Source organism: Candidatus Sphingomonas colombiensis (assembly GCA_029202845.1).
Lineage (GTDB): Bacteria > Pseudomonadota > Alphaproteobacteria > Sphingomonadales > Sphingomonadaceae > Sphingomonas > Sphingomonas colombiensis.
The window spans coordinates 2,375,414-2,394,111 of sequence record CP119315.1 but is presented as its reverse complement, the minus strand read 5'-3'; the positions used below and the strand labels follow the sequence as shown (position 1 = coordinate 2,394,111).

The following is an 18,698-nucleotide window of genomic DNA, read 5'->3' as shown; positions in this document are numbered from 1 at the left end:
TTCAGCCGGTGGCCTCGCGTTCCCTGAGCATATCGAGTGCGACATCGACGATCATGTCTTCCTGTCCGCCGACCATTTTGCGGCGGCCGAGTTCGACGAGGATCGCGCGGGTGTCGAGGCCATAGGTTTCGGCGGCCTTTTCGGCGTGGCGCAGGAAGCTTGAGTAGACCCCGGCATAGCCCAGCGCGAGCGTCTCGCGGTCGACGCGGACCGGGCGATCCTGCAACGGCCGCACCAGATCCTCCGCCGCATCCATCAGCGCCATCACGTCGCAGCCGTGGTTCCAGCCCTTGCGATCGGCGGCGGCGACGAACACTTCGAGCGGCGCATTGCCCGCGCCAGCGCCCATGCCGGCGAGGCTTGCGTCGATCCGCACCGCGCCTTCCTGCGCCGCGACGATCGAGTTCGCCACACCGAGCGACAGGTTATGGTGCGCGTGCATCCCGCGCTGCGTCTCGGGCTTCAACACCTTGTCATAGGCGCGCAAGCGATCGCGCACCCCGTCCATGTCGAGCGCGCCGCCGCTATCGGTGACATAGACGCATTGCGCGCCATAGCTCTCCATCAGCACCGCCTGCTTCGCCAGCGCCTCGGCGTCGATCATGTGGCTCATCATCAGGAAGCCCGACACGTCCATGCCGAGATCGCGCGCGATGCCGATATGCTGTTTCGAGACATCCGCCTCGGTGCAATGCGTCGCCACCCGCACCGATCGCACGCCTAGATCGTAAGCGCGGCGCAACTCCTCCACCGTGCCGACGCCGGGCAGGATCAGCGTGGTCAGCACCGAACGCGTCAGCACCTCCGCCACCGCCTCCAGCCATTCCCAGTCGGTATGCGCGCCAAAGCCATAGTTGAAGCTCGCGCCGCTCAGGCCATCGCCATGCGCCACCTCGATCGCATCGACCCCCGCGGTATCGAGCGCCGCCGCGATGCTGCGGACATGATCGAGGCCATACATGTGGCGGATCGCGTGCATCCCGTCGCGCAGCGTCACATCCTGGATGTAGAGCTTCTGCGTGTTGACGTCGAAGGTCATGCCGCCGCCCTCCGATCGAGAATGCGCTGGGCGAGCAGCTCGCCGGTCGCCTTGGCCGCCGCGGTCATGATGTCGAGGTTGCCCGAATAGCTCGGCAAATAATCGCCCGCCCCTTCCACTTCGAGGAAGATCGAGGTCTTGATGCCGGTGAAATCGCCCATGCCGGGGATCTTCAATCGGTTGTTGTCGCCATAACGCTCGAACTGCACCGCCTGCTTGAGGCGATAGCCCGGCACATAGCCCTGCACCTTCGCCACCATCGCCTCCACCGAGGCGCGGATCGCATCCTCGTCGCCGCCTTCGGACAAGGTGAACACCGTGTCGCGCATGATCATCGGCGGCTCGGCGGGGTTCAAAATGATGATCGCCTTGCCCTTCGTCGCGCCGCCGACCGCCTCGATCGCGCGCGCGGTGGTGCGGGTGAACTCGTCGATATTGGCGCGTGTCCCCGGCCCGGCCGAGCGCGACGAAACCGACGCGACGATCTCGGCATAATGGACCGTCGCCACCTGCGCGACCGCCGCGACCATCGGGATCGTCGCCTGCCCGCCGCAGGTCACCATGTTGACGTTGGGCTGATCGAGGTTGGCGTCGCCGTTGACGGTCGGGATCGTGAACGGCCCGATCGCCGCCGGCGTCAGATCCACCACCTGCTTGCCATCGGCGCGCAACGCCTCGTCATGCAGCTTGTGCGCATAGGCCGAGGTCGCGTCGAACGCGATGCCGATCTCCGGGTAACACGCGAGCTTCTTCAGCCCCTCGATCCCCTCATGCGTCGTCGCGACGCCACGCTCGCGCGCCATCGCCAGCCCCTCCGACGCAGGATCGATCCCGACCACCGCGACCAGCTCCATATTCTGCGGATATTTGAGCATCTTCATCATCAGATCGGTCCCAATGTTACCCGAACCAATGATCGCCGCTTTCACCTTGCTCACGCCTGCCAGCCTCCTAAACGAAGGTCGCGGTGCAATTGCCCACGCCCTCCAGCGTCATTTCGAACCGATCGCCCGCCACGGCCGGCGCGAGCGGCACCAGCGACCCGGACAGGATCACATCGCCCGCATCCAGCGAGACACCATATTGCCCCAGCGTATTGGCGAGCCACGCCACCGCCTCGGCGGGATTGCCCTGAACCGCATGGCCATAGCCTTCGGAGAGCGGCGCGCCGTTCTTCGTCACGCGGACATGCAGCGCGGGCAGATCATGCGCGCGCGGATCGGCACGCGCCTCGCCGATCACGAACACCCCGCACGAGGCATTGTCCGCCACCGTATCGACGATGCCGATCTTCCAGTCGTCGATGCGGCTGTCGACGATCTCGAAACATGGCGCGATACTTTCGGTCGCTTCCATCACGTCCGCCACCGTTATCCCCGGCCCCTTGAGCGGCGCGCGCAGGATGAAGGCGATCTCCGCCTCCGCGCGCGGCTGGATCAGCCCATTCGCCGCGATATCGATCTCCCCATCGATCCACATCCGATCGGTGAGAAAACCGAAATCGGGCTGGTGAACGCCCAGCATGTCCTGCACCGCCTTGGAGGTGACGCCGATCTTCTTGCCGATCACTTTCTCCCCGTCCGCCATACGGCGGGCGAGGAAATCGAGGCTGATGGCATAGGCATCATCGACCGTCAGCGAGGAATCGCGCGCGATGAGCGGCGGCACGGTGCGGCGCTCGCGCAGCGCGCGGTGAAGCTCCGCGCCGTGACGCTCAGCGATGCTCATCGAGGAAGCCGATCGAGTAACGGTTGAACTCCGCCGTGCGCTCCACCTGCACCCAATGGCCGGTGCGGGCGAAGGTGGTGAACCGCACATCCTCGCACGCTTCGAGGAAATAGCGCGCGCCGCTCGCCGGGCAGAAATCGTCCTGCAATCCCCAGAAGCCATAGATCGGCTGCTTCACCTCGCCCAGACGCGGCGCGAGATTGGGGGTGCGCATCCGCACCAGCACGTCCTTGGGCTGAGTCCGTGCAACCGCATATCGCTCCGCGACCAGCTCATCCGTCACGGCGGACGCATCATAGACGAGATTGCAGACCAGCCGGCGCTGCTCCTCGATGCTGAAATCGGGGCCGCCGAAGTTCGATACCATCTTCGCGATGCCGGGCATGGCGAAATAGGTCTCGCGTTCCTCGACGCAGCCGGGCGCCATCAGCACCAGGCTGGAGGCGAATTCCGAATGATCCAGCGTCATCTGCAACGCGACCCCCGCCGCCGAGCGAATTGCCGACCAGCGCCGCCCGCTCGATGCCGTGCGCGCGCAGCGCGTCGTACAAGGTGTCAGTGAAGAGCTGGAGGGTATAATCGATCCCCTCCGGCTTGGAGCTATCGCCGTACCCGATCAGATCGGGCAGGATCACGCGATATCCCGCCGCGACGAACGCGTCGATATTCTGCCGGAAGTTCGACGCGCCCGATGCACCCGGCCCGCTGCCGTGGATGAACACCACCGCCGGTCCGCTGCCGGTTTCCGCGACGTGGATTTCATGGCCGTCGCCGACGACGTGCCGCTTGGTGAGAAGCGCGCCCATCACATGAACATCATCGCTGGAGCCTGGCCCATCAGGCCGCCGATCATGTCCGCCGTCCAATTGTTCGGATCGTTGGCGACATGCGCGCGCGCGGCGTTAAGATCGAGCCACGGCTGCACGATCGGGCTCGACATATAGATCGCGCGCCCGCCGAGCAGCGGCAGGATGTCGCCCACCAGATCGGCGCAACGCCGCACGACGGTGGAGGACTGGTAGCGATAGGCCGATCGCTTATCGAGCGGGATCGACTCGCCCCGTTCGGCATAACCCATCAGGTCATCGAACGTCGCACGAAGCGCCAGCTCCATCTCGCCGACCTGTGCATATGCCCTGGCAATCGCCGCCTGCAGGATCGGATCGGTCTTGGAAACCTTGCCCGTGTTGGTCGATACACGATCCGCCGCGATGGTCAGTGCCGCCGCGATCGCCGCGCGCGCGCCGCCTAGCGCCGCCGACGAGACGGAGCGCACGAACACCTGCGCCCAGGGCAATGCATAGAGCGGTCCGTCATTTTCCTGCTGGCCGGGGTTCTGGCAGTTGAACCCGTCGACCGAGCGATGCGTGCGATATTCGGGAACGAAGGCCCGTTCGACGACGATGTCGTTGCTGCCCGTGCCCTGAAGCCCGAACACATCCCAGTTGGGCTCGATCCGGTAATCCGCGCGCGGGAGGAGGAAGGTGCGCATATCCGGCGGCCCGCCCGGCTCCTTCGACGGCACCAGCGCGCCGAGCAGCACCCATTGGCAATGCTCAGACCCGCTGGAAAAGCCCCAGCGCCCGGTAAGATAAAAGCCGCCGTCGGCATGCTCCACCTTGCCGACCGGCTGATAGGAGGAGGATGCGAGGGTGCTGTCGTCCGCGCCCCACACTTCCTGCTGCGCGCGATCGTGGAACAGCGCGATTTCAAAAGGGTGGCAACCGACGACGCCATAGACCCAGCCGGTCGACATGCACCCTTCGGCGAGCAGCTTCTGCACGTCGAAGAACACGTTCGGATGCATTTCATATCCGCCCCAGCGCTTCGGCTGGAGGATGCGGAAGAACCCGGCGGCCTGCATCTCGGCAATCGTCTCATCGGGCACCTTGCCCTCCGCGACACATCGCTTCGCACGCGCCTTGAGCGTCGGGATCATCTCACGGGCGCGCTCGATGAGCACGGCCGCAGTGGGCGGTTCAATCTGGTCCTTGAGCGGAACAACGGCGGCCATCGCAGCCCCTCCTTTACGGCCGGCGGTAATCGCCGGCTCAAATCGCTATCTTCGTAATTTCTCTTGCGCTAGGATACGCAAATCGTCAATAGAAAAGCTCAACCTCGCGAAATAGTGGCGGTTGAGAACGAATTTCACCCCTGTTCGGGGAAAGAGGAGAGAAGGCTTGCAGGGCGGCGTGCATCTCGATCTGGCGGGCAAGGCCGCGATCGTGACCGGGGGCACCCGGGGACTCGGCCGCGCGATCGCGGCGCGACTGGCTGAAGCGGGCTGCGCGGTCACCGTATGCGGCCGTGCCGCGCCGGATGACCTGCCCCATGGCATCACCTTTCATCAGGCGGACGTGCGCGATCCCGATCAGGCGCGGGCGCTGGTCGACGCGGCGGTCGCGATGCACGGCCGGCTTGACATATTGGTGAACAACGCGGGCGGCTCGCCACAGGCCGATGCAGCCACCGTCTCGCCGCGATTCATCGACGCGATCCTCAAGCTCAACCTCGTCGCGCCTTTATATATGGCGCAGGCAGCGCACCCGCACATGGTCGCGGCGGGCGGCGGCAGCGTCGTCAACATCGCCAGCGTCTCCGGCGTGCGCCCCTCGCCGGGAACCGCCGTGTACGGGGCTGCGAAGGCCGGGCTGCTCAATCTTACGCAAAGCCTCGCGCAGGAATGGGGCGCGCAGAATATCCGCGTCAACGCGATCATCGCCGGGCTGATGCAAACCGAAAATGCCGAAGCGACCTATGGCGACGCGGCCGCCCAGGAGGCAGTCGGCCAATCGATGCCGCTCGGCCGGATGGGCAGCGGCGACGATATCGCGGGCGCGGTTTTGTTTTTGTGCTCGCCGCTGGCGAGCTGGGTGAGTGGCGCGCGGCTGGAAGTCGATGGCGGCGGCGAGCGCCCGTATTTTCTCGATTTGGTGAAGGGAGCCTGATGTTATGGGCGTGAAGTCGCTTGGCTATGCGGTGGTGGAAACCACCCAGCCGGATCGTTGGGATCATTTCCTGACGCAGGTGGCGGGCGCGATGCGCGGCCGGACAGCGACCGACGGGGCGGCGCTCTATCGCGTCGATGAACGGCCGTTCCGATTCCGCATCGAAAACGGCTCGGCCGATCGTCTGGCGGCATCCGGCTATGAAGTCGCTGACGAAGCCGCGCTGAACACGCTGGCCGACAAGATCCGCGCCGCCGGCCAGCCGGTGGAAGTGGGTTCGCCCGAACTCGCCGCGTCGCGCTGTGTCACCGGATTGTTCCGCACCACCGATCCGGCGGGCAACGGGCTCGAATTCTATTATGGCGATCGGCGCGAAGATACGCCGTTCGTCTCGCCGATCGGCGTGCCGCGTTTCATCACCGGCGAATATGGCATGGGCCATGCCGTGCTCGCCGCACCGGATTTCGAGAAGAGCCACGCTTTCTATCGCGACGTGATCGGCTTCCACGATACCGATCTGCCGCAATTCTTCCTGATGGGCGGCGATCATGATCCGGGCATGCGGTTTGCGTTCATGCACGCCGACAACGGCCGTCATCACAGCGCCGCGCTGGCCGAAATGCCGGTGCCGCCATCGGCCTGTATCCACCTGATGCTCGAACTGCCGACGCTGGAAGAGGTGGAGAAAGCGCGCGAACGCATGGTCGCCGGCGGATACAAGGAATCCGCGACGCTCGGCGAACACGTCAATGACGAGATGACCAGCTTCTACGTCCAGACTCCGGGCGGCTTCGATCTTGAGGTCGGGTGCAACGGCCTGGTGATCGATCCCGCCACCTGGCAGGTGACGGCACACGACAAGGTCAGCAAATGGGGCCATGTCTGGGCGTGGCAGACCGAAGCCGCGGCGGGGGCAGCATGATGCTCGACAAACGCATGACGGCGACGGAGATCGTCGCCAGCCTCCGCGACGGGATGACGATCGGCATCGGCGGCTGGGGCCCGCGGCGCAAGCCGATGGCGCTGGTGCGCGAAATCCTGCGCTCCCCGCTCAAGGACCTGACGATCGTCGCTTATGGTGGAGCGGATGTCGGCATGTTGTGTGCAGCCGGCAAGGTGCGCAAGCTGGTGTTTTCCTTCGTCTCGCTCGACGCGATCCCGCTGGAGCCATGGTTCCGCAAGGCGCGTGAAAGCGGCTCGATCGAGGTTCTGGAGCTGGACGAGGGCATGCTGCAATGGGGGCTGAAAGCCGCCGCCTTCGACCTGCCCTTCCTGCCGACGCGCGTGGGCCTCGGCACCGATCTCGCCGCGTTGGGCGACCTCAAATATGTGCAGTCGCCCTATGCCGATGGCGAGACGCTGATCGCGATGCCTGCGCTGAAGCTGGACGTCGCGCTGCTCCACGTCAGTCGATCCGACTGGCGCGGCAACGTCCAGCTGCTCGGGCCGGATATTTATTACGATGAATGGTTCGCCCGCGCCGCCGAGCGCAGCTTCGTTTCGTGCGAGGAACTGGTGGACCGGATGGAGGATCATTATCCCGATGACGTACGGTTCAGCCCGTTCGAGCGCAGCTTCGTGAGCGGCGTGGTCGAGATGAAGGGCGGCGCGCATCCCAGCTCGATGCCCCCCGCCTACGGATGGGACATGAAGGCGTTCCGCGCCTATGCCGATGCCGCCAAGGATCCGGGCGACTGGGCGCAGGTGGCCGAACGGTTCGTCGGCGCCGACGAACGGGCCTATATTGCCTCCGTGGGGGGAATGGATTCGGTGGCAAAGCTGCCGATGGCGGTGTTTTGATGACCAGCGCCACACTCGCAGAACTCTGCATCTTCGCCGCGTCGGACGCATTCCGCGACACGCGCGAGATCGTCGCCACCGGCGTTGGCCCCGTGCCGCGCCTCGGCGCGAGCCTCGCCAAGCTCACCCATTCGCCCGGCCTGATGATGAGCGACGGCGAGGCGTTTCTGGTCGAGGAACCGGTGCCGATCGGGCCGCGCGCCTATGACGATCGCCCGAAGTCGGCCGGATACCTCCCCTTTTCGCGCTTCTTCGATGCGGCGGTGTGGACCGGGCGGCGGCACGCGATGGTAACGCCGACGCAGATCGACCGCTTCGGGCAGACCAACCTGTCGTATCTCGGCGGCACCTATCAGAAGCCCAAGACCCAGATGCTGGGCGTGCGCGGCTTCCCGGGCAATTCGGTCTATCACCCCAATTCGATGTTCATCCCGGCGCATTCGCCGCGCGTCTTCGTGCCCGGCGAGGTCGATATGGTGTCGAGCGCGGGATATAATCCGGCGAAGCGCGTGGCTGGCGGCAATTACGCGAGCATCGATCTGCGCCGCATCGTCACCAACCTGTGCGTCATGGATTTCGGCGGCGCCGGCAATGCGATCCGCGTCGTCTCGCTCCATCCCGGCGTGACGTTCGAGGAGGTGCAGGCGGCGACGGGCTTCCCGCTTGAGGCCGGGGCACTCACCGAAACCGCGCTTCCCGATGCGGAGGCGCTGGCCATCATCGCGCGGCTCGATCCGCACAACATTCGCGCAACCGTTATCGCGGGCAATCCCGGTGCGGTGAAGGAGATAGCAGCATGAGTGACGAACTCGCCCCCCGCCAGCAGCAATCGCCGGTTTATGAAACCGACACGCCGGTGCGTTACGAAACCGATGGCCCGGTCGCCTGGATCACGATGGACCGGCCGCAGTTCAACAACGCGCAGAACAGCCAGATGACCTATGCGCTCGACGCCGCCTTCGGGCGCGCGACGGACGACGATGCGATCAAGGTCATCGTGCTCGCCGGCGAGGGCAAGCATTTCAGCGCCGGCCATGACATCGGCACGCCGGGGCGCGATCATCTGGTGCCGTTCGATCGCAAGCTGATGTTCGGCGATCACACCACGCGCCCCGGCGCGGAGCTGCTCTACACCCGCGAGCACGAGGTCTATCTCGGCATGTGCCGTCGCTGGCGCGACATCCCGAAGCCGACGATCGCCATGGTGCAGGGCGCGTGCATCGCGGGCGGCCTGACGCTCGCCTGGGTGTGCGACCTGATCGTCGCCAGCGAAGACGCGTTCTTCCAGGATCCGGTGAACCGCATGGGCATTCCCGGCGTCGAATATTTCGCGCACGGCTTCGAACTTCCGCCGCGCATCGCCAAAGAATTCCTGTTGCTCGGCGAGCGGCTGCCGGCGGAGCGCGCCTATCAGTTCGGCATGGTCAATCGCATGGTGCCGCGCGCGTCGCTGCGTGAGGAAACCGCGAAGATCGCGCACGAGCTGGCGCAACGCCCACGCCTCGGCAACTGGCTGACCAAGCAGGCGTTCAACCACGTCGAAGATCTGCGCGGCAAGCGCACCGCGATGGACGCGGTGTTCCACATGCATCACTTCGCGCACGCGCAGAACGATCTCGTCAGCGGCAATTCGCTCGGCGGGCTCGACGGCAAGGCGATGGCGTCGGCCAACAAAAAGGCGGCGGGCGAGGCCTGAGCCATGAGTGATCCGCTGCGCACCATCCTTACCGAGCGGCTGGGTTGCCGCTATCCCATCGTCCAGACGGCGATGGGCTGGGTCGCGACCCCGCCGCTGGTGATCGCCACATCGGAAGCCGGCGCGTTCGGCTTCCTCGCCGCCGCGGTGATGACCCCGGCGGAGGTGCGCAAGGCGATCGCCGAGGTTCGTGCCGGCACCACGCGCCGGTTCGGGGTGAACTTTCACTCCTTCCAGCCTGGCGCTTCCGAGATCGTCGATATCATCGTCGAGAATGCCGATCAGGTGCGCGCGGTCAGCTTCGGGCGCGGGCCGGATGCGAAGATGATCGCGCGGTTCCGGGATGCGGGCATCCTCACCATGCCGACAGTCGGCGCGGTGAAGCACGCGCAGAAGATGGCGCAGCTCGGCGTAGACATCATCACGGTGCAGGGCGGCGAAGGCGGCGGGCATACGGGTTCGGTGCCGACCACGGTGCTGCTGCCGCAGGTGCTCGATACGGTGAAGGTGCCGGTCGTCGCGGCGGGCGGGTTCGCCGATGGGCGCGGGCTGGCGGCGGCGCTGGCGTTCGGCGCGGCGGGCATCGCGATGGGCACCCGCTTCCTTATGACGCGCGAGAGCGCCCCGCCCGATCAGGTGAAGGCGCGCTATGTCGCCGCCGGCACCGACGATATCGCGGTCTCGACCAAGGTGGACGGCATCCCGCAGCGGATGATCCGCAACCACGCGCTCGACCGGATCGAGCGTTCGTCGGGCATCGGCCTGTGGCGTCGCGCGATCGAGAGCGGGCTGCAGATGAAGCGCCAGACCGGCGCCTCGTTCGGCGATCTGCTGCGCGCGGCACGCGGCATGACCAGCCATGGCGGGCTCAGCCTGCCGCAGGCGATGATGGCCGCCGCCGCGCCGATGCTGATCCAGCGCGCGGTGGTGGAGGGCGATGCGGAGAACGGACTGATGGCGACCGGCGTCGTCGCTGGCCGCCTGGGCGATCTGCCGAGCGCCGCCGAACTCGTCGAATCGATCATGACCGAGGCGCGCGCGCGGATCGCTGCGCTGGCGCCGCAAGGGGAACACCTCTGATGCCGATCACCTGCAATATCGCCGACCGGATCGCGGAGATCGTCTTTGACGTGCCGCCGGTGAACGCGTTCGACAGCGCCACCTGGAACAACCTGCCCGCGATCATCACCGAGGCGGCGCGCAACCCCGACGTGAATTGCGTCCTGATCCGCGCGGCGGAAAACGCGCGCGGCTTCTGCGGCGGGGTGGATATCAAGGAGATGCAGGCGCATCCCGAGCGCATCCCCCTGCTCAATCGCGGCAATTACCTCACCTTCAAGGCGATCCGCGATGCCGAAGTGCCGGTGGTCGTGGCTGTGCACAAGTTCGTGATCGGCGGCGGGATCGGCATCTGCGGCGCATCCGACACGATCATCGCCGCCGACGATGCTTTCTTCTCGCTGCCCGAGGTCGATCGCGGCGCGATGGGCGGCGCGAGCCATCTGTCGCGAATGCTGCCGTTGCATAAGGTACGCGCGGCATTCTTCACCGGCGGCAATATCCCTGTCGCCGAGGCGCATCGGCTCGGCGGTGTAGAGAAGGTCGTACCGCGCGCCGATCTGGAGCGTGAGGCGCGCGCCTTTTGCGCAGTGATCGCGAGCAAGAGCCGCAAGGCGCTGGTGATCGCCAAAGAGGCGTTGAACGGACTGGAACCGCGCGATGTCGATCGCGGCTATCGCTGGGAACAGGGCTTCACGCTCGAAATGTACATGCACGAGGATTCGCAAAAGGCGCGCGACGCCTTTGTCGAGACGGGCAAGGCGGCGAGCTTCTGATGCAGCTTGCCTATACTCCCGAACAGCAGGCGTTCCGCGCGGAAGTGCGCGCGTGGATGGAGGCGCATGTCCCCCCCGCCCCGCTCGTGACGCTGGAATGTGCGGAGGGCTATCAGCAGCATGTCGAGTGGGAGCGCACGCTGGCATCAGGCAATTGGGGCATGGTCACCTGGCCCGAGGCCTATGGCGGGCGCGGGCTGGATCTGATCCGCTGGCTGATCTTCGAAGAGGAATATTTCCGCGCGTGCGCGCCGCTGCGCGCGAACCAGAACGGCATCTTCCTGCTCGGCCCGACGGTGATGGAATATGGCACCGACGAGCAGAAGGCCCGCTTCCTGACGCCGATGGCGAAGGGCGAGGTGATCTGGGCGCAGGCATGGTCCGAGCCCGGCGCGGGATCGGATATGGCGGCGATCACCACCCGCGCGGTGCGTGACGGCGATCATTATGTCATCACCGGCCAGAAAACCTGGTCGAGCCGCGCATCGTTCGCCGATTGGGGCTTCGGCCTGTTCCGCACCGATCCTGAAAGCAAGCGCCACAAGGGCCTGTCGTTCATCCTGTTCGACCTCAACGCGCCCGGCGTCACGCGTCGCCCGATCCGCCAGCTTCACGGCAATCCGGGCTTTGCGGAAATCTTCTTCGACGAAGTGCGCGTGCCCGTCGCCAATCGCATCGCCGGTGAGGGCGAGGGCTGGAACGTCGCCATGGCCACCGCCGGGTTCGAACGCGGGCTGATGCTGCGTTCGCCGGGACGGTTTCAGGCGACCGCCAAGCGGCTCGCCGAACTCTATCGCCGGCATGAAGCGGATGCCGCCCCCTCCGCGCGCGAGGCAGTACTGGCCGCGTGGATGGGGGCGCAGGCCTATGCGTACAACACCTATGCCGTCGCCGCGAAGATCATGGCCGGCGGGAAGATCGGCGCGGAATCGAGCCTCAACAAGATCTTCTGGTCTGAGCTGGATCGATCGATGCACCGCGCCGCGATGCAATTGCTCGGCGCGGCGGCTGAGCTGCGCACCTTCGACGACGGCAGCATCAACGCGTGGCTGGAGGGATATATCTTCTCACTGTCCGGCCCGATCTATGCCGGTTCGAACGAGATCCAGCGCAACATCACCGCCGAGCGGCTGCTCGGCCTTCCCCGCGTAGGAGCAGGCTGATGGATATGCTGCTGACCGAAGATCAGCTCGCGCTCGCGGAAACGGTGCGCGATTACCTTGCCGGCACGCACGGGCCGGAGGTGCTGCGCCGGCTCGATGAGGGCGATAAGCGCGACCCCGCGATCTGGCAGGGGCTGGTCGACATGGGGCTGACCGGGCTGTTGGTGCCGGAGGATCAGGGTGGCCTCGGGCTCGGGCTGGTCGATGCCGCGCTGGTGGCGGTCGAATGCGGGCGCGCCTGCCTTGCCGAACCGCTGGTCGATACCGCGCTGGTCGGCGTGCCATGGCTGATCGCGCGCGGCGAGACGGACAAGCTCGCGGCGATCGCAGCGGGCGAGTTGCGATTGCCCCTGCCCCATCCGCTCAATCCATGGATCGCCGATGGCGACGGCGCCGCGCTCGACAGCATCGATCCGTTGCGCAAGCTCGCCCGCCCGAAAGCGACAGCGGCGGATGACGCGTATCTGTTCGATCTCGCCGCATTGATGAGCGCCGCGCAGCTTGTCGGGCTGGCGGAGGCGATGCTCGCGCAGGCCACCGATTACGCCAAGATCCGCACCCAGTTCGGCCAGCCGATCGGCGCGTTTCAGGCAGTGAAGCATCAACTCGCCAGCGCCGCCGTCGCGATCGAATTTGCCCGGCCAGTGGTGTGGCGCGCGGCGCAGGCGCTGGAGGACGGGCTGGCGAGTGCGCCAATCCACCTCAGCCACGCCAAGCTCGCCGCCAGCGATGCCGCGACGCTGACCGCGGAGACCGCGATCCAGGTCCATGGCGCGATGGGCTACACCTACGAAGTCGACCTTCATTACTGGATGAAGCGCAGCTGGGCGCTCAGCGGCGCCTGGGGCAGCCGCGCCTTCCATCTCGCCCGCGTCGATGCGGCCGTGATCGGCGGCTCGCTGCCGATCGGCCCGGAACACACTTTCGCCTGAGGATCACGCAATGCCAGAAGCCTATATCGTCGATGCGGTACGCGCACCGACTGGTCGCAAGAAAGGGAGCCTCGCCGCGCTCCACCCGGCCGATCTCGGCGCGCATCCTATCCGGGCGCTGGTAGCGCGCACCGGCATCGATCCGAATGCGGTGGACGACGTGGTGTGGGGCTGCTGCGACACGATCGGGCCGCAGGCGGGCGATATCGGGCGCACCGTATGGTTGGTCGCGGGCCTGCCGCAGCATGTGCCCGGCACGACGATCGACCGCCAGTGCGGCTCATCCCAGCAAGCGGTGCATTTCGCGGCGCAGGGGGTGATGAGCGGCACGCAGGATCTGGTCGTCGCGGGCGGCAGCCAGGCGATGAACGCGATCCCGATTTCCGCGGCAATGTATGCCGGCCAGCCTTATGGTTTCGACAGCCCGTTCCTAGGCTCGCCCGGCTGGCTGGCGCGCTATGGCGACGAGGAGATCAACCAGATCAAATCGGCCGAGATGATCGCCGAAAAATGGGGCGTCTCGCGCGAGGCGATGGAGCAGTTCGCGCTCGCCTCGCATCAGCGCGCGCAGGCGGCGACCGACAACGGCTGGTTCGCCAATGAAATCGCCCCACTGGAAAACCTCGCGCACGACGAAACGATCCGGGACGCGACCACGCTGGAGGGCCTCGCCAATCTGAAGCCAGTGCGCGAGGGCGGCACGATCACTGCGGGCGTAGCGAGCCAGAATTGCGACGGCGCGGCGGCGCTGCTGATCGCCTCCGAACGCGCGGTGAAGGAACATGGGCTGCGCCCCCGCGCGCGCATCCACCATCTCTCCGTGCGCGCCGACAATCCGATCTGGATGCTCACCGCGCCGATCACCGCCACCGAACATGCGCTGCGCAAGGCCGGGATGACGGTCGACGATATCGACCTGTTCGAATGCAATGAGGCGTTCGCCAGCGTGCCGATGGCGTGGATGAAGGAACTCGGCGTCCCGCACGAGAAGGTCAACGTCCACGGCGGCGCGATCGCGCTCGGCCATCCGATCGGCGCGACGGGCGCGCGGCTGATGACCACCCTGCTCAATGCGCTCGAACGCACTGGCGGCCGTTATGGCCTGCAAACCATGTGCGAAGGCGGCGGGCAGGCCAACGTTACGATTATCGAGAGGCTGTAATGGGTATTTGCGACGGCAGGACGGTGATCGTCACCGGGGCGGCTCGCGGGCTGGGGCGCGCTTATGCGCTGGCCTTCGCCGCCGAGGGCGCGAACGTGGTGGTGAACGATATCGGCACCTCGCTCGGTGGCGAGGGGCGGGATACCAGCGCGGCGGACGCGGTGGTGGCGGAGATCGCGGCGGCCGGCGGCCATGCGATCGCCAATTACGAGGACATCACCGATTGGGATGCCGCCAGGCGCATCGTCGATGCCGCCGTGGCGGCGTTCGGCGGGCTGGACGTGGTGGTCAATAACGCCGGGATCGTCCGCGACCGGATGTTCGTTTCCGCGACGCTGGAGGAATGGGACGCGACGATGCACGTCCATCTGCGCGGCCATTTCTGCATCAGCCGCCACGCCGTCGATTACTGGCGCGCGCGGCAGAAGGCCGGCGAGACGGTCGATGCGCGGATCATCAACACCACCAGCGGCGCGGGATTGCAGGGATCGATAGCGCAGGCGGCTTACTCCACCGCAAAGGGCGGGATCGCCGCGCTGACCCTGGTACAGGCCGCCGAACTGGGCCGTTACGGCATCACCGCCAACGCGCTCGCTCCATCGGCACGCACCCGCATGACCGAACAAGCCTTCGCCGAAAAGATGGCCACCGGGGGGAACGCGTTCGACACGATGGACCCGGCCAATATCGCCCCCACCGTGGTGTGGCTGGGCAGCGCGCAATCGGCACATGTCACGGGCTGCGTATTCGAGTTGGAGGGAGGAAAAATCATGCTGGAGGATGGCTGGCGCGAAGGGCCGCTCACCGATGCCGGCGCGCGCTGGAACCCGGCGGACGTGGGCGCTGCCGTCGATGGGCTGCTCGCCGCACGCGTCGCGCCACGCAAAGTGTGGGGGACCGCCTGATGCAATTCGCCTTTACCGAAGAACAGGCGATGATCGCGGACACCGCCCGCGCCTTCTTCGCCGAAAATGCCACCAGCGAGCGCACCCGCCGCGCGATGGAAGGCGATGGGATCGACCGTGAGCTGTGGCGTGCGTTCTGCACCGAACTCGGCCTGGCCGGGATCGCGGTGCCGGAAGCTTATGGCGGCTCCGGCCTCGGCCTTGTCGAGTTCGCGACGATCGCGGAAGCGGCCGGCGCGCAGGTCGCCGCCCTCCCCTTGCTCGGCCTTGCGATGCCGGCGCGCGCGATCGCGGCCGGCGGCAGCGAGGCGCAGAAGCAGGAATGGCTGCCCCGGATCGCATCGGGCGAGGTGATCGCCGCTGCGGGCGGCAGCCATGATCTCCGCAGCACCGGCGACAAGCTGACCGGCAGCGTGGATTTCGTGCCGCACGGTGGCGTGGCGGACGTGTTCGTCTTTGCGAGCGACGCGGGCGCATGGATCGTCCGCGCCGATGCGCCGGGCATCACGATCGATCGCCCGGTGACGATGGACCAGACGCGCCCATTGGCGCGCGTCACCCTGTCCGACACGCCCGCCGACGCGCTGCCCGAATGGCAGGCCGGGCTTGCCGCGGCACGCGCCGGCGGCTGGATTTGTGTCGCCGCCGAGGCGCTTGGCGGCGCGCAGGCGACGCTCGATCGCACGGTCGCCTATTCCAAGGAGCGCGAGCAGTTCGGCCGCCCGATCGGCAGCTTTCAGGCGTATAAGCATCGCCTTGCCGATATGATGGTGGAAATCGAACAGGCGCGCTCGGCGGTCTATTGGGCGGCCTGCGCGGTGGACGAGAATTCGCCCGAGGCGCAACTTGGGCTGCACAGCGCCAAGAGCTTCGCGAGCGACACCTATTTCCGCTGCGCCGGGGATATGATCCAGCTTCATGGCGGGATCGGTTTCACCTGGGAACATGACGCGCATCTGTTCTTCAAGCGCGCCCGCGCGATCCGCTCGATGCTGGGCGACAGTGACTGGCACCGCGAGCAAGTGGCCAAAATTATCGGATTGGGAGAAGCGGCATGAGGCTTGGATTCTCGGCCGAGGACGAGGCATTCCGCGCGGAAGTGGCGGATTGGCTGGCCGGCCAGATGTCGGGCGAATTTCGCGACATCAAGGGCGTGCTGGGCCTCACCGTGATGGCCGAACGGCGCAAGGAATGGGAACAGCAGCTCGGCCGCCATCGCTGGAGCTGCATCGGCTGGCCCAGCAAATGGGGCGGCCGCGACGCGACGCTCGAACAGCAGGTGATCTTCGCCGAGGAATATGCGCGTTCCGGCGCGCCCGGACGCATCGGCCATATGGGGATCGAGCTGGCCGGCCCGACGATCCTCGCCTTCGGGACGGAAGAGCAGAAGCAGCGCGTCCTCCCCGGCATCGCATCCGGTGAGGTGCTATGGTGCCAGGGTTATTCGGAGCCGAACGCGGGCTCCGATCTCGCCTCGGTGCGCACCCGCGCACGGGTGGACGAAGCGACCGGGGAATGGGTGGTCGACGGCCAGAAGATCTGGACCAGCCTCGCGCAGATTTGCGACTGGATCTTCGTCGTCACCCGCAGCGAGGAAGGCTCGAAAGGCCCCAAGGGCCTGACCTTCCTGCTGATGCCGCTCGATCAGCCCGGGATCACGATCCGCCCGATCAAACAGATCAACGGCGACGCGGAATTCAACGAAACCTTCTTCGACGGCGCGCGTACCGCCTCCGAAAACCTGGTCTCCACGCCCGGCAACGGCTGGCAGGTGGCGATGGGGCTGCTCGCGTTCGAGCGCGGCGTCTCCACGCTCGGGCAGCAGATGGGCTTCCGGCATGAGCTGGATGCGATCATCGCGGCGGCGAAGGCGAATGGCGCGGCGAAGAACCCGCTGATCCGCCAGCGTATCGCCCGGGCGGAGATCGGCCTGCGGCTGATGCGCTATGGCGCGCTGCGCGTGCTGAGCAACACCGATCACGCGCGCCCCGATGGCGCGGCGCTGACCTACAAGCTGCAATGGGCGAGCTGGCGGCGCAATCTGGGCGAGCTGGGCATGGATGTGCTGGGCCAGTCCGGCGAGGTGACCGACGGCACGGATTATGATTTCCCGATGCTGCCGAGCCTGTTCCTGTCGTCGCGATCGGACACGATCTACGGCGGCACCAACCAGATTCAGCGCAACATCGTGGCCGAGCGCGCGCTCGGTCTGCCGCGCGAGCCACGAGGGAACGCATGACCCCCGCCCCCGCCTATCCGCAGCCGCGCGGGCTGCTCAAGGATCGCACGGTCGTCGTCACCGCCGCCGCCGGCACCGGCATCGGCTTCTCCGTCGCGAAGCGCGCGGCGGAGGAAGGCGCGCGCGTGCTGATTAGCGATTTCCACGAACGCCGGTTGGGCGAAGCGGCGGATGCGATCGCCGCCGCCGTCGGCACGCGCCCCGAAACCTGCCTGTGCGACGTGACCAGCGAGGAACAGGTGCAGGCGCTGCGTGATGCCGCGCTGGCGAAGCTCGGGCGCGTCGATGTGCTGATCAACAACGCCGGGCTTGGTGGCGAGGTATCGGTGGTCGACATGACCGACGATCAATGGTCCCGCGTGATCGACGTGACGCTGACCAGCGTATTCCGCATGACCCGCGCCTTCCTGCCAGCGATGACCGCGCAAGGATCGGGCGCGATCGTCAACAACGCCTCCGTGCTCGGCTGGCGCGCGCAAAAGGGACAGGCGCATTATGCCGCCGCCAAGGCCGGCGTGATGGCGTTCACCCGCTGCGCGGCGGTAGAGGCGGCGGAACATGGCGTGCGCATCAACGCGGTCGCGCCGTCGATCGCGATGCACCCGTTCCTCGCCAAGGTGACGACGGACGACACGCTCGCCAAACTATCTTCGCAGGAGGCATTCGGCCGCGCGGCGGAGGTTTGGGAAGTCGCCAACGTGATGATCTTCCTCGCCTCGGACCTGTCTTCGTACATGACCGGCGAGATCGTCTCGGTATCGAGCCAGCGGGCATGACCACGCGGGTCTATCAGCACCCGCGCGATCTGATCGGGCAGGAAGGCACCGCGCTCGGCCCGACCGACTGGCTCGCGATCGAACAGGATCGCGTCGACGGTTTCGCGGACGTGACCGGCGACCATCAGTGGATTCACGTCGATGTCGAGCGCGCCAAAACGGGTCCGTTCGGCGGGACGATCGCGCACGGCTATCTGACGATGAGCCTCGTCAACCTGTTCCTCCCCGATCTGATCGAGGTGCGCGGTTTCGCCCATGCGGTGAATGTCGGCGCGGATCGGCTGCGTTTCCTCGCGCCCGTAAAGGTCGGCGCGCGCATTCGCGGCATCGGCGAAATCGTCGCGGTGGAGGAGGTGAAGGGCGCGATCCAGTCCACCGTGCGCGTCACCGTCGAGATCGAGGGCGGCGAGAAACCCGCCTGTGTGGTCGATACGATCAGCCGCTATTTCCCGGAGTGATGCTGATGCCGCTCAAC

Annotated in this window: 20 protein-coding genes and 1 pseudogene; 15 read left to right on the top strand and 6 right to left on the bottom strand. The window is 66.5% G+C overall.

Going from position 1 to position 18,698, the window contains the following annotated elements:
* Position 1 precedes the first annotated feature (1 nt).
* The 6 genes and pseudogenes from dmpG to P0Y64_11560 form a co-directional block, all read right to left on the bottom strand.
* Positions 2-1,039 (bottom strand): 4-hydroxy-2-oxovalerate aldolase, encoded by a 1,038-nt coding sequence (dmpG, locus tag P0Y64_11585; protein WEK42034.1) that lies wholly within the window; start codon positions 1,037-1,039, stop codon positions 2-4.
* The gene (locus P0Y64_11580; protein ID WEK42033.1) at positions 1,036-1,977 is read right to left on the bottom strand and encodes an acetaldehyde dehydrogenase (acetylating); all 942 of its coding nucleotides are present in this window, start codon (positions 1,975-1,977) and stop codon (positions 1,036-1,038) included. Before P0Y64_11580 ends, dmpG begins: the two co-directional genes overlap by 4 nt.
* 13 nt (positions 1,978-1,990) lie before the next feature.
* Positions 1,991-2,767, bottom strand: a complete 777-nt coding sequence (locus P0Y64_11575; GenBank protein WEK42032.1) for a fumarylacetoacetate hydrolase family protein — start codon at positions 2,765-2,767, stop codon at positions 1,991-1,993.
* A complete protein-coding gene (locus P0Y64_11570; GenBank protein ID WEK45120.1) occupies positions 2,754-3,236 on the bottom strand; it encodes a hypothetical protein in 483 nt (160 codons plus the stop codon). Before P0Y64_11570 ends, P0Y64_11575 begins: the two co-directional genes overlap by 14 nt.
* Before the next feature lie 76 nt (positions 3,237-3,312).
* Positions 3,313-3,573: pseudogene (locus P0Y64_11565) on the bottom strand (alpha/beta fold hydrolase).
* The gene (locus P0Y64_11560) at positions 3,573-4,781 is read right to left on the bottom strand and encodes a flavin-dependent monooxygenase (GenBank protein ID WEK42031.1); all 1,209 of its coding nucleotides are present in this window, start codon (positions 4,779-4,781) and stop codon (positions 3,573-3,575) included. The pseudogene P0Y64_11565 and the gene P0Y64_11560 overlap by 1 nt, the downstream one beginning before the upstream one ends.
* Positions 4,782-4,947: 166 nt before the next feature.
* On the opposite strand from P0Y64_11560, the gene P0Y64_11555 reads away from it, so the two are divergent.
* The 15 genes from P0Y64_11555 to P0Y64_11485 are packed head-to-tail and all read left to right on the top strand — an operon-like array spanning position 4,948 to position 18,681.
* Complete coding sequence (locus P0Y64_11555; protein ID WEK42030.1) at positions 4,948-5,715, top strand: SDR family oxidoreductase; 768 nt, start codon at positions 4,948-4,950, stop codon at positions 5,713-5,715.
* 4 nt (positions 5,716-5,719) lie between these two features.
* Positions 5,720-6,637: a VOC family protein gene (locus tag P0Y64_11550; protein ID WEK42029.1), complete on the top strand. Its 918-nt coding sequence runs from the start codon at positions 5,720-5,722 to the stop codon at positions 6,635-6,637.
* Positions 6,637-7,515, top strand: coding sequence for an acyl CoA--acetate/3-ketoacid CoA transferase subunit alpha (locus P0Y64_11545; protein ID WEK42028.1), 879 nt, complete (start codon positions 6,637-6,639; stop codon positions 7,513-7,515). The genes P0Y64_11550 and P0Y64_11545 overlap by 1 nt, the downstream gene beginning before the upstream one ends.
* Positions 7,515-8,315, top strand: coding sequence for a ketoacid CoA transferase (locus tag P0Y64_11540; protein ID WEK42027.1), 801 nt, complete (start codon positions 7,515-7,517; stop codon positions 8,313-8,315). Before P0Y64_11545 ends, P0Y64_11540 begins: the two co-directional genes overlap by 1 nt.
* Positions 8,312-9,211, top strand: a complete 900-nt coding sequence (locus tag P0Y64_11535; protein ID WEK42026.1) for an enoyl-CoA hydratase — start codon at positions 8,312-8,314, stop codon at positions 9,209-9,211. Before P0Y64_11540 ends, P0Y64_11535 begins: the two co-directional genes overlap by 4 nt.
* A 3-nt stretch (positions 9,212-9,214) precedes the next feature.
* On the top strand, positions 9,215-10,291 hold the full coding sequence (locus tag P0Y64_11530) for a nitronate monooxygenase (GenBank protein ID WEK42025.1): 1,077 nt from the start codon (positions 9,215-9,217) through the stop codon (positions 10,289-10,291).
* Positions 10,291-11,046: an enoyl-CoA hydratase family protein gene (locus tag P0Y64_11525; protein WEK42024.1), complete on the top strand. Its 756-nt coding sequence runs from the start codon at positions 10,291-10,293 to the stop codon at positions 11,044-11,046. The genes P0Y64_11530 and P0Y64_11525 overlap by 1 nt, the downstream gene beginning before the upstream one ends.
* Positions 11,046-12,209 (top strand): acyl-CoA dehydrogenase family protein, encoded by a 1,164-nt coding sequence (locus P0Y64_11520; GenBank protein ID WEK42023.1) that lies wholly within the window; start codon positions 11,046-11,048, stop codon positions 12,207-12,209. Before P0Y64_11525 ends, P0Y64_11520 begins: the two co-directional genes overlap by 1 nt.
* Positions 12,209-13,141 (top strand): acyl-CoA dehydrogenase family protein, encoded by a 933-nt coding sequence (locus P0Y64_11515; GenBank protein ID WEK42022.1) that lies wholly within the window; start codon positions 12,209-12,211, stop codon positions 13,139-13,141. The genes P0Y64_11520 and P0Y64_11515 overlap by 1 nt, the downstream gene beginning before the upstream one ends.
* Positions 13,142-13,151: 10 nt before the next feature.
* Positions 13,152-14,303: an acetyl-CoA C-acetyltransferase gene (locus P0Y64_11510; GenBank protein WEK42021.1), complete on the top strand. Its 1,152-nt coding sequence runs from the start codon at positions 13,152-13,154 to the stop codon at positions 14,301-14,303.
* Positions 14,303-15,208: an SDR family oxidoreductase gene (locus P0Y64_11505; protein ID WEK42020.1), complete on the top strand. Its 906-nt coding sequence runs from the start codon at positions 14,303-14,305 to the stop codon at positions 15,206-15,208. Before P0Y64_11510 ends, P0Y64_11505 begins: the two co-directional genes overlap by 1 nt.
* Complete coding sequence (locus tag P0Y64_11500) at positions 15,208-16,266, top strand: acyl-CoA dehydrogenase family protein (protein WEK42019.1); 1,059 nt, start codon at positions 15,208-15,210, stop codon at positions 16,264-16,266. The genes P0Y64_11505 and P0Y64_11500 overlap by 1 nt, the downstream gene beginning before the upstream one ends.
* Positions 16,263-17,447, top strand: a complete 1,185-nt coding sequence (locus P0Y64_11495; GenBank protein ID WEK42018.1) for an acyl-CoA dehydrogenase family protein — start codon at positions 16,263-16,265, stop codon at positions 17,445-17,447. The genes P0Y64_11500 and P0Y64_11495 overlap by 4 nt, the downstream gene beginning before the upstream one ends.
* A complete protein-coding gene (locus P0Y64_11490) occupies positions 17,444-18,223 on the top strand; it encodes an SDR family oxidoreductase (GenBank protein ID WEK42017.1) in 780 nt (259 codons plus the stop codon). Before P0Y64_11495 ends, P0Y64_11490 begins: the two co-directional genes overlap by 4 nt.
* A complete protein-coding gene (locus tag P0Y64_11485) occupies positions 18,220-18,681 on the top strand; it encodes a MaoC family dehydratase (protein WEK42016.1) in 462 nt (153 codons plus the stop codon). The genes P0Y64_11490 and P0Y64_11485 overlap by 4 nt, the downstream gene beginning before the upstream one ends.
* The last annotated feature ends 17 nt before the right edge of the window (positions 18,682-18,698 follow it).

Coding starts and splice junctions, on each gene's coding strand:
- P0Y64_11575 (WEK42032.1), bottom strand. CDS start 2,767: ATGAGCATCGCTGAGCGTCACGGCGCGGAGCTTCACCGCGCGCTGCGC.
- P0Y64_11530 (WEK42025.1), top strand. CDS start 9,215: ATGAGTGATCCGCTGCGCACCATCCTTACCGAGCGGCTGGGTTGCCGC.
- P0Y64_11500 (WEK42019.1), top strand. CDS start 15,208: ATGCAATTCGCCTTTACCGAAGAACAGGCGATGATCGCGGACACCGCC.
- P0Y64_11525 (WEK42024.1), top strand. CDS start 10,291: ATGCCGATCACCTGCAATATCGCCGACCGGATCGCGGAGATCGTCTTT.
- P0Y64_11535 (WEK42026.1), top strand. CDS start 8,312: ATGAGTGACGAACTCGCCCCCCGCCAGCAGCAATCGCCGGTTTATGAA.
- P0Y64_11550 (WEK42029.1), top strand. CDS start 5,720: ATGGGCGTGAAGTCGCTTGGCTATGCGGTGGTGGAAACCACCCAGCCG.
- dmpG (WEK42034.1), bottom strand. CDS start 1,039: ATGACCTTCGACGTCAACACGCAGAAGCTCTACATCCAGGATGTGACG.
- P0Y64_11495 (WEK42018.1), top strand. CDS start 16,263: ATGAGGCTTGGATTCTCGGCCGAGGACGAGGCATTCCGCGCGGAAGTG.
- P0Y64_11505 (WEK42020.1), top strand. CDS start 14,303: ATGGGTATTTGCGACGGCAGGACGGTGATCGTCACCGGGGCGGCTCGC.
- P0Y64_11510 (WEK42021.1), top strand. CDS start 13,152: ATGCCAGAAGCCTATATCGTCGATGCGGTACGCGCACCGACTGGTCGC.
- P0Y64_11520 (WEK42023.1), top strand. CDS start 11,046: ATGCAGCTTGCCTATACTCCCGAACAGCAGGCGTTCCGCGCGGAAGTG.
- P0Y64_11545 (WEK42028.1), top strand. CDS start 6,637: ATGCTCGACAAACGCATGACGGCGACGGAGATCGTCGCCAGCCTCCGC.
- P0Y64_11515 (WEK42022.1), top strand. CDS start 12,209: ATGGATATGCTGCTGACCGAAGATCAGCTCGCGCTCGCGGAAACGGTG.
- P0Y64_11490 (WEK42017.1), top strand. CDS start 17,444: ATGACCCCCGCCCCCGCCTATCCGCAGCCGCGCGGGCTGCTCAAGGAT.
- P0Y64_11570 (WEK45120.1), bottom strand. CDS start 3,236: ATGACGCTGGATCATTCGGAATTCGCCTCCAGCCTGGTGCTGATGGCG.
- P0Y64_11485 (WEK42016.1), top strand. CDS start 18,220: ATGACCACGCGGGTCTATCAGCACCCGCGCGATCTGATCGGGCAGGAA.
- P0Y64_11560 (WEK42031.1), bottom strand. CDS start 4,781: ATGGCCGCCGTTGTTCCGCTCAAGGACCAGATTGAACCGCCCACTGCG.
- P0Y64_11540 (WEK42027.1), top strand. CDS start 7,515: ATGACCAGCGCCACACTCGCAGAACTCTGCATCTTCGCCGCGTCGGAC.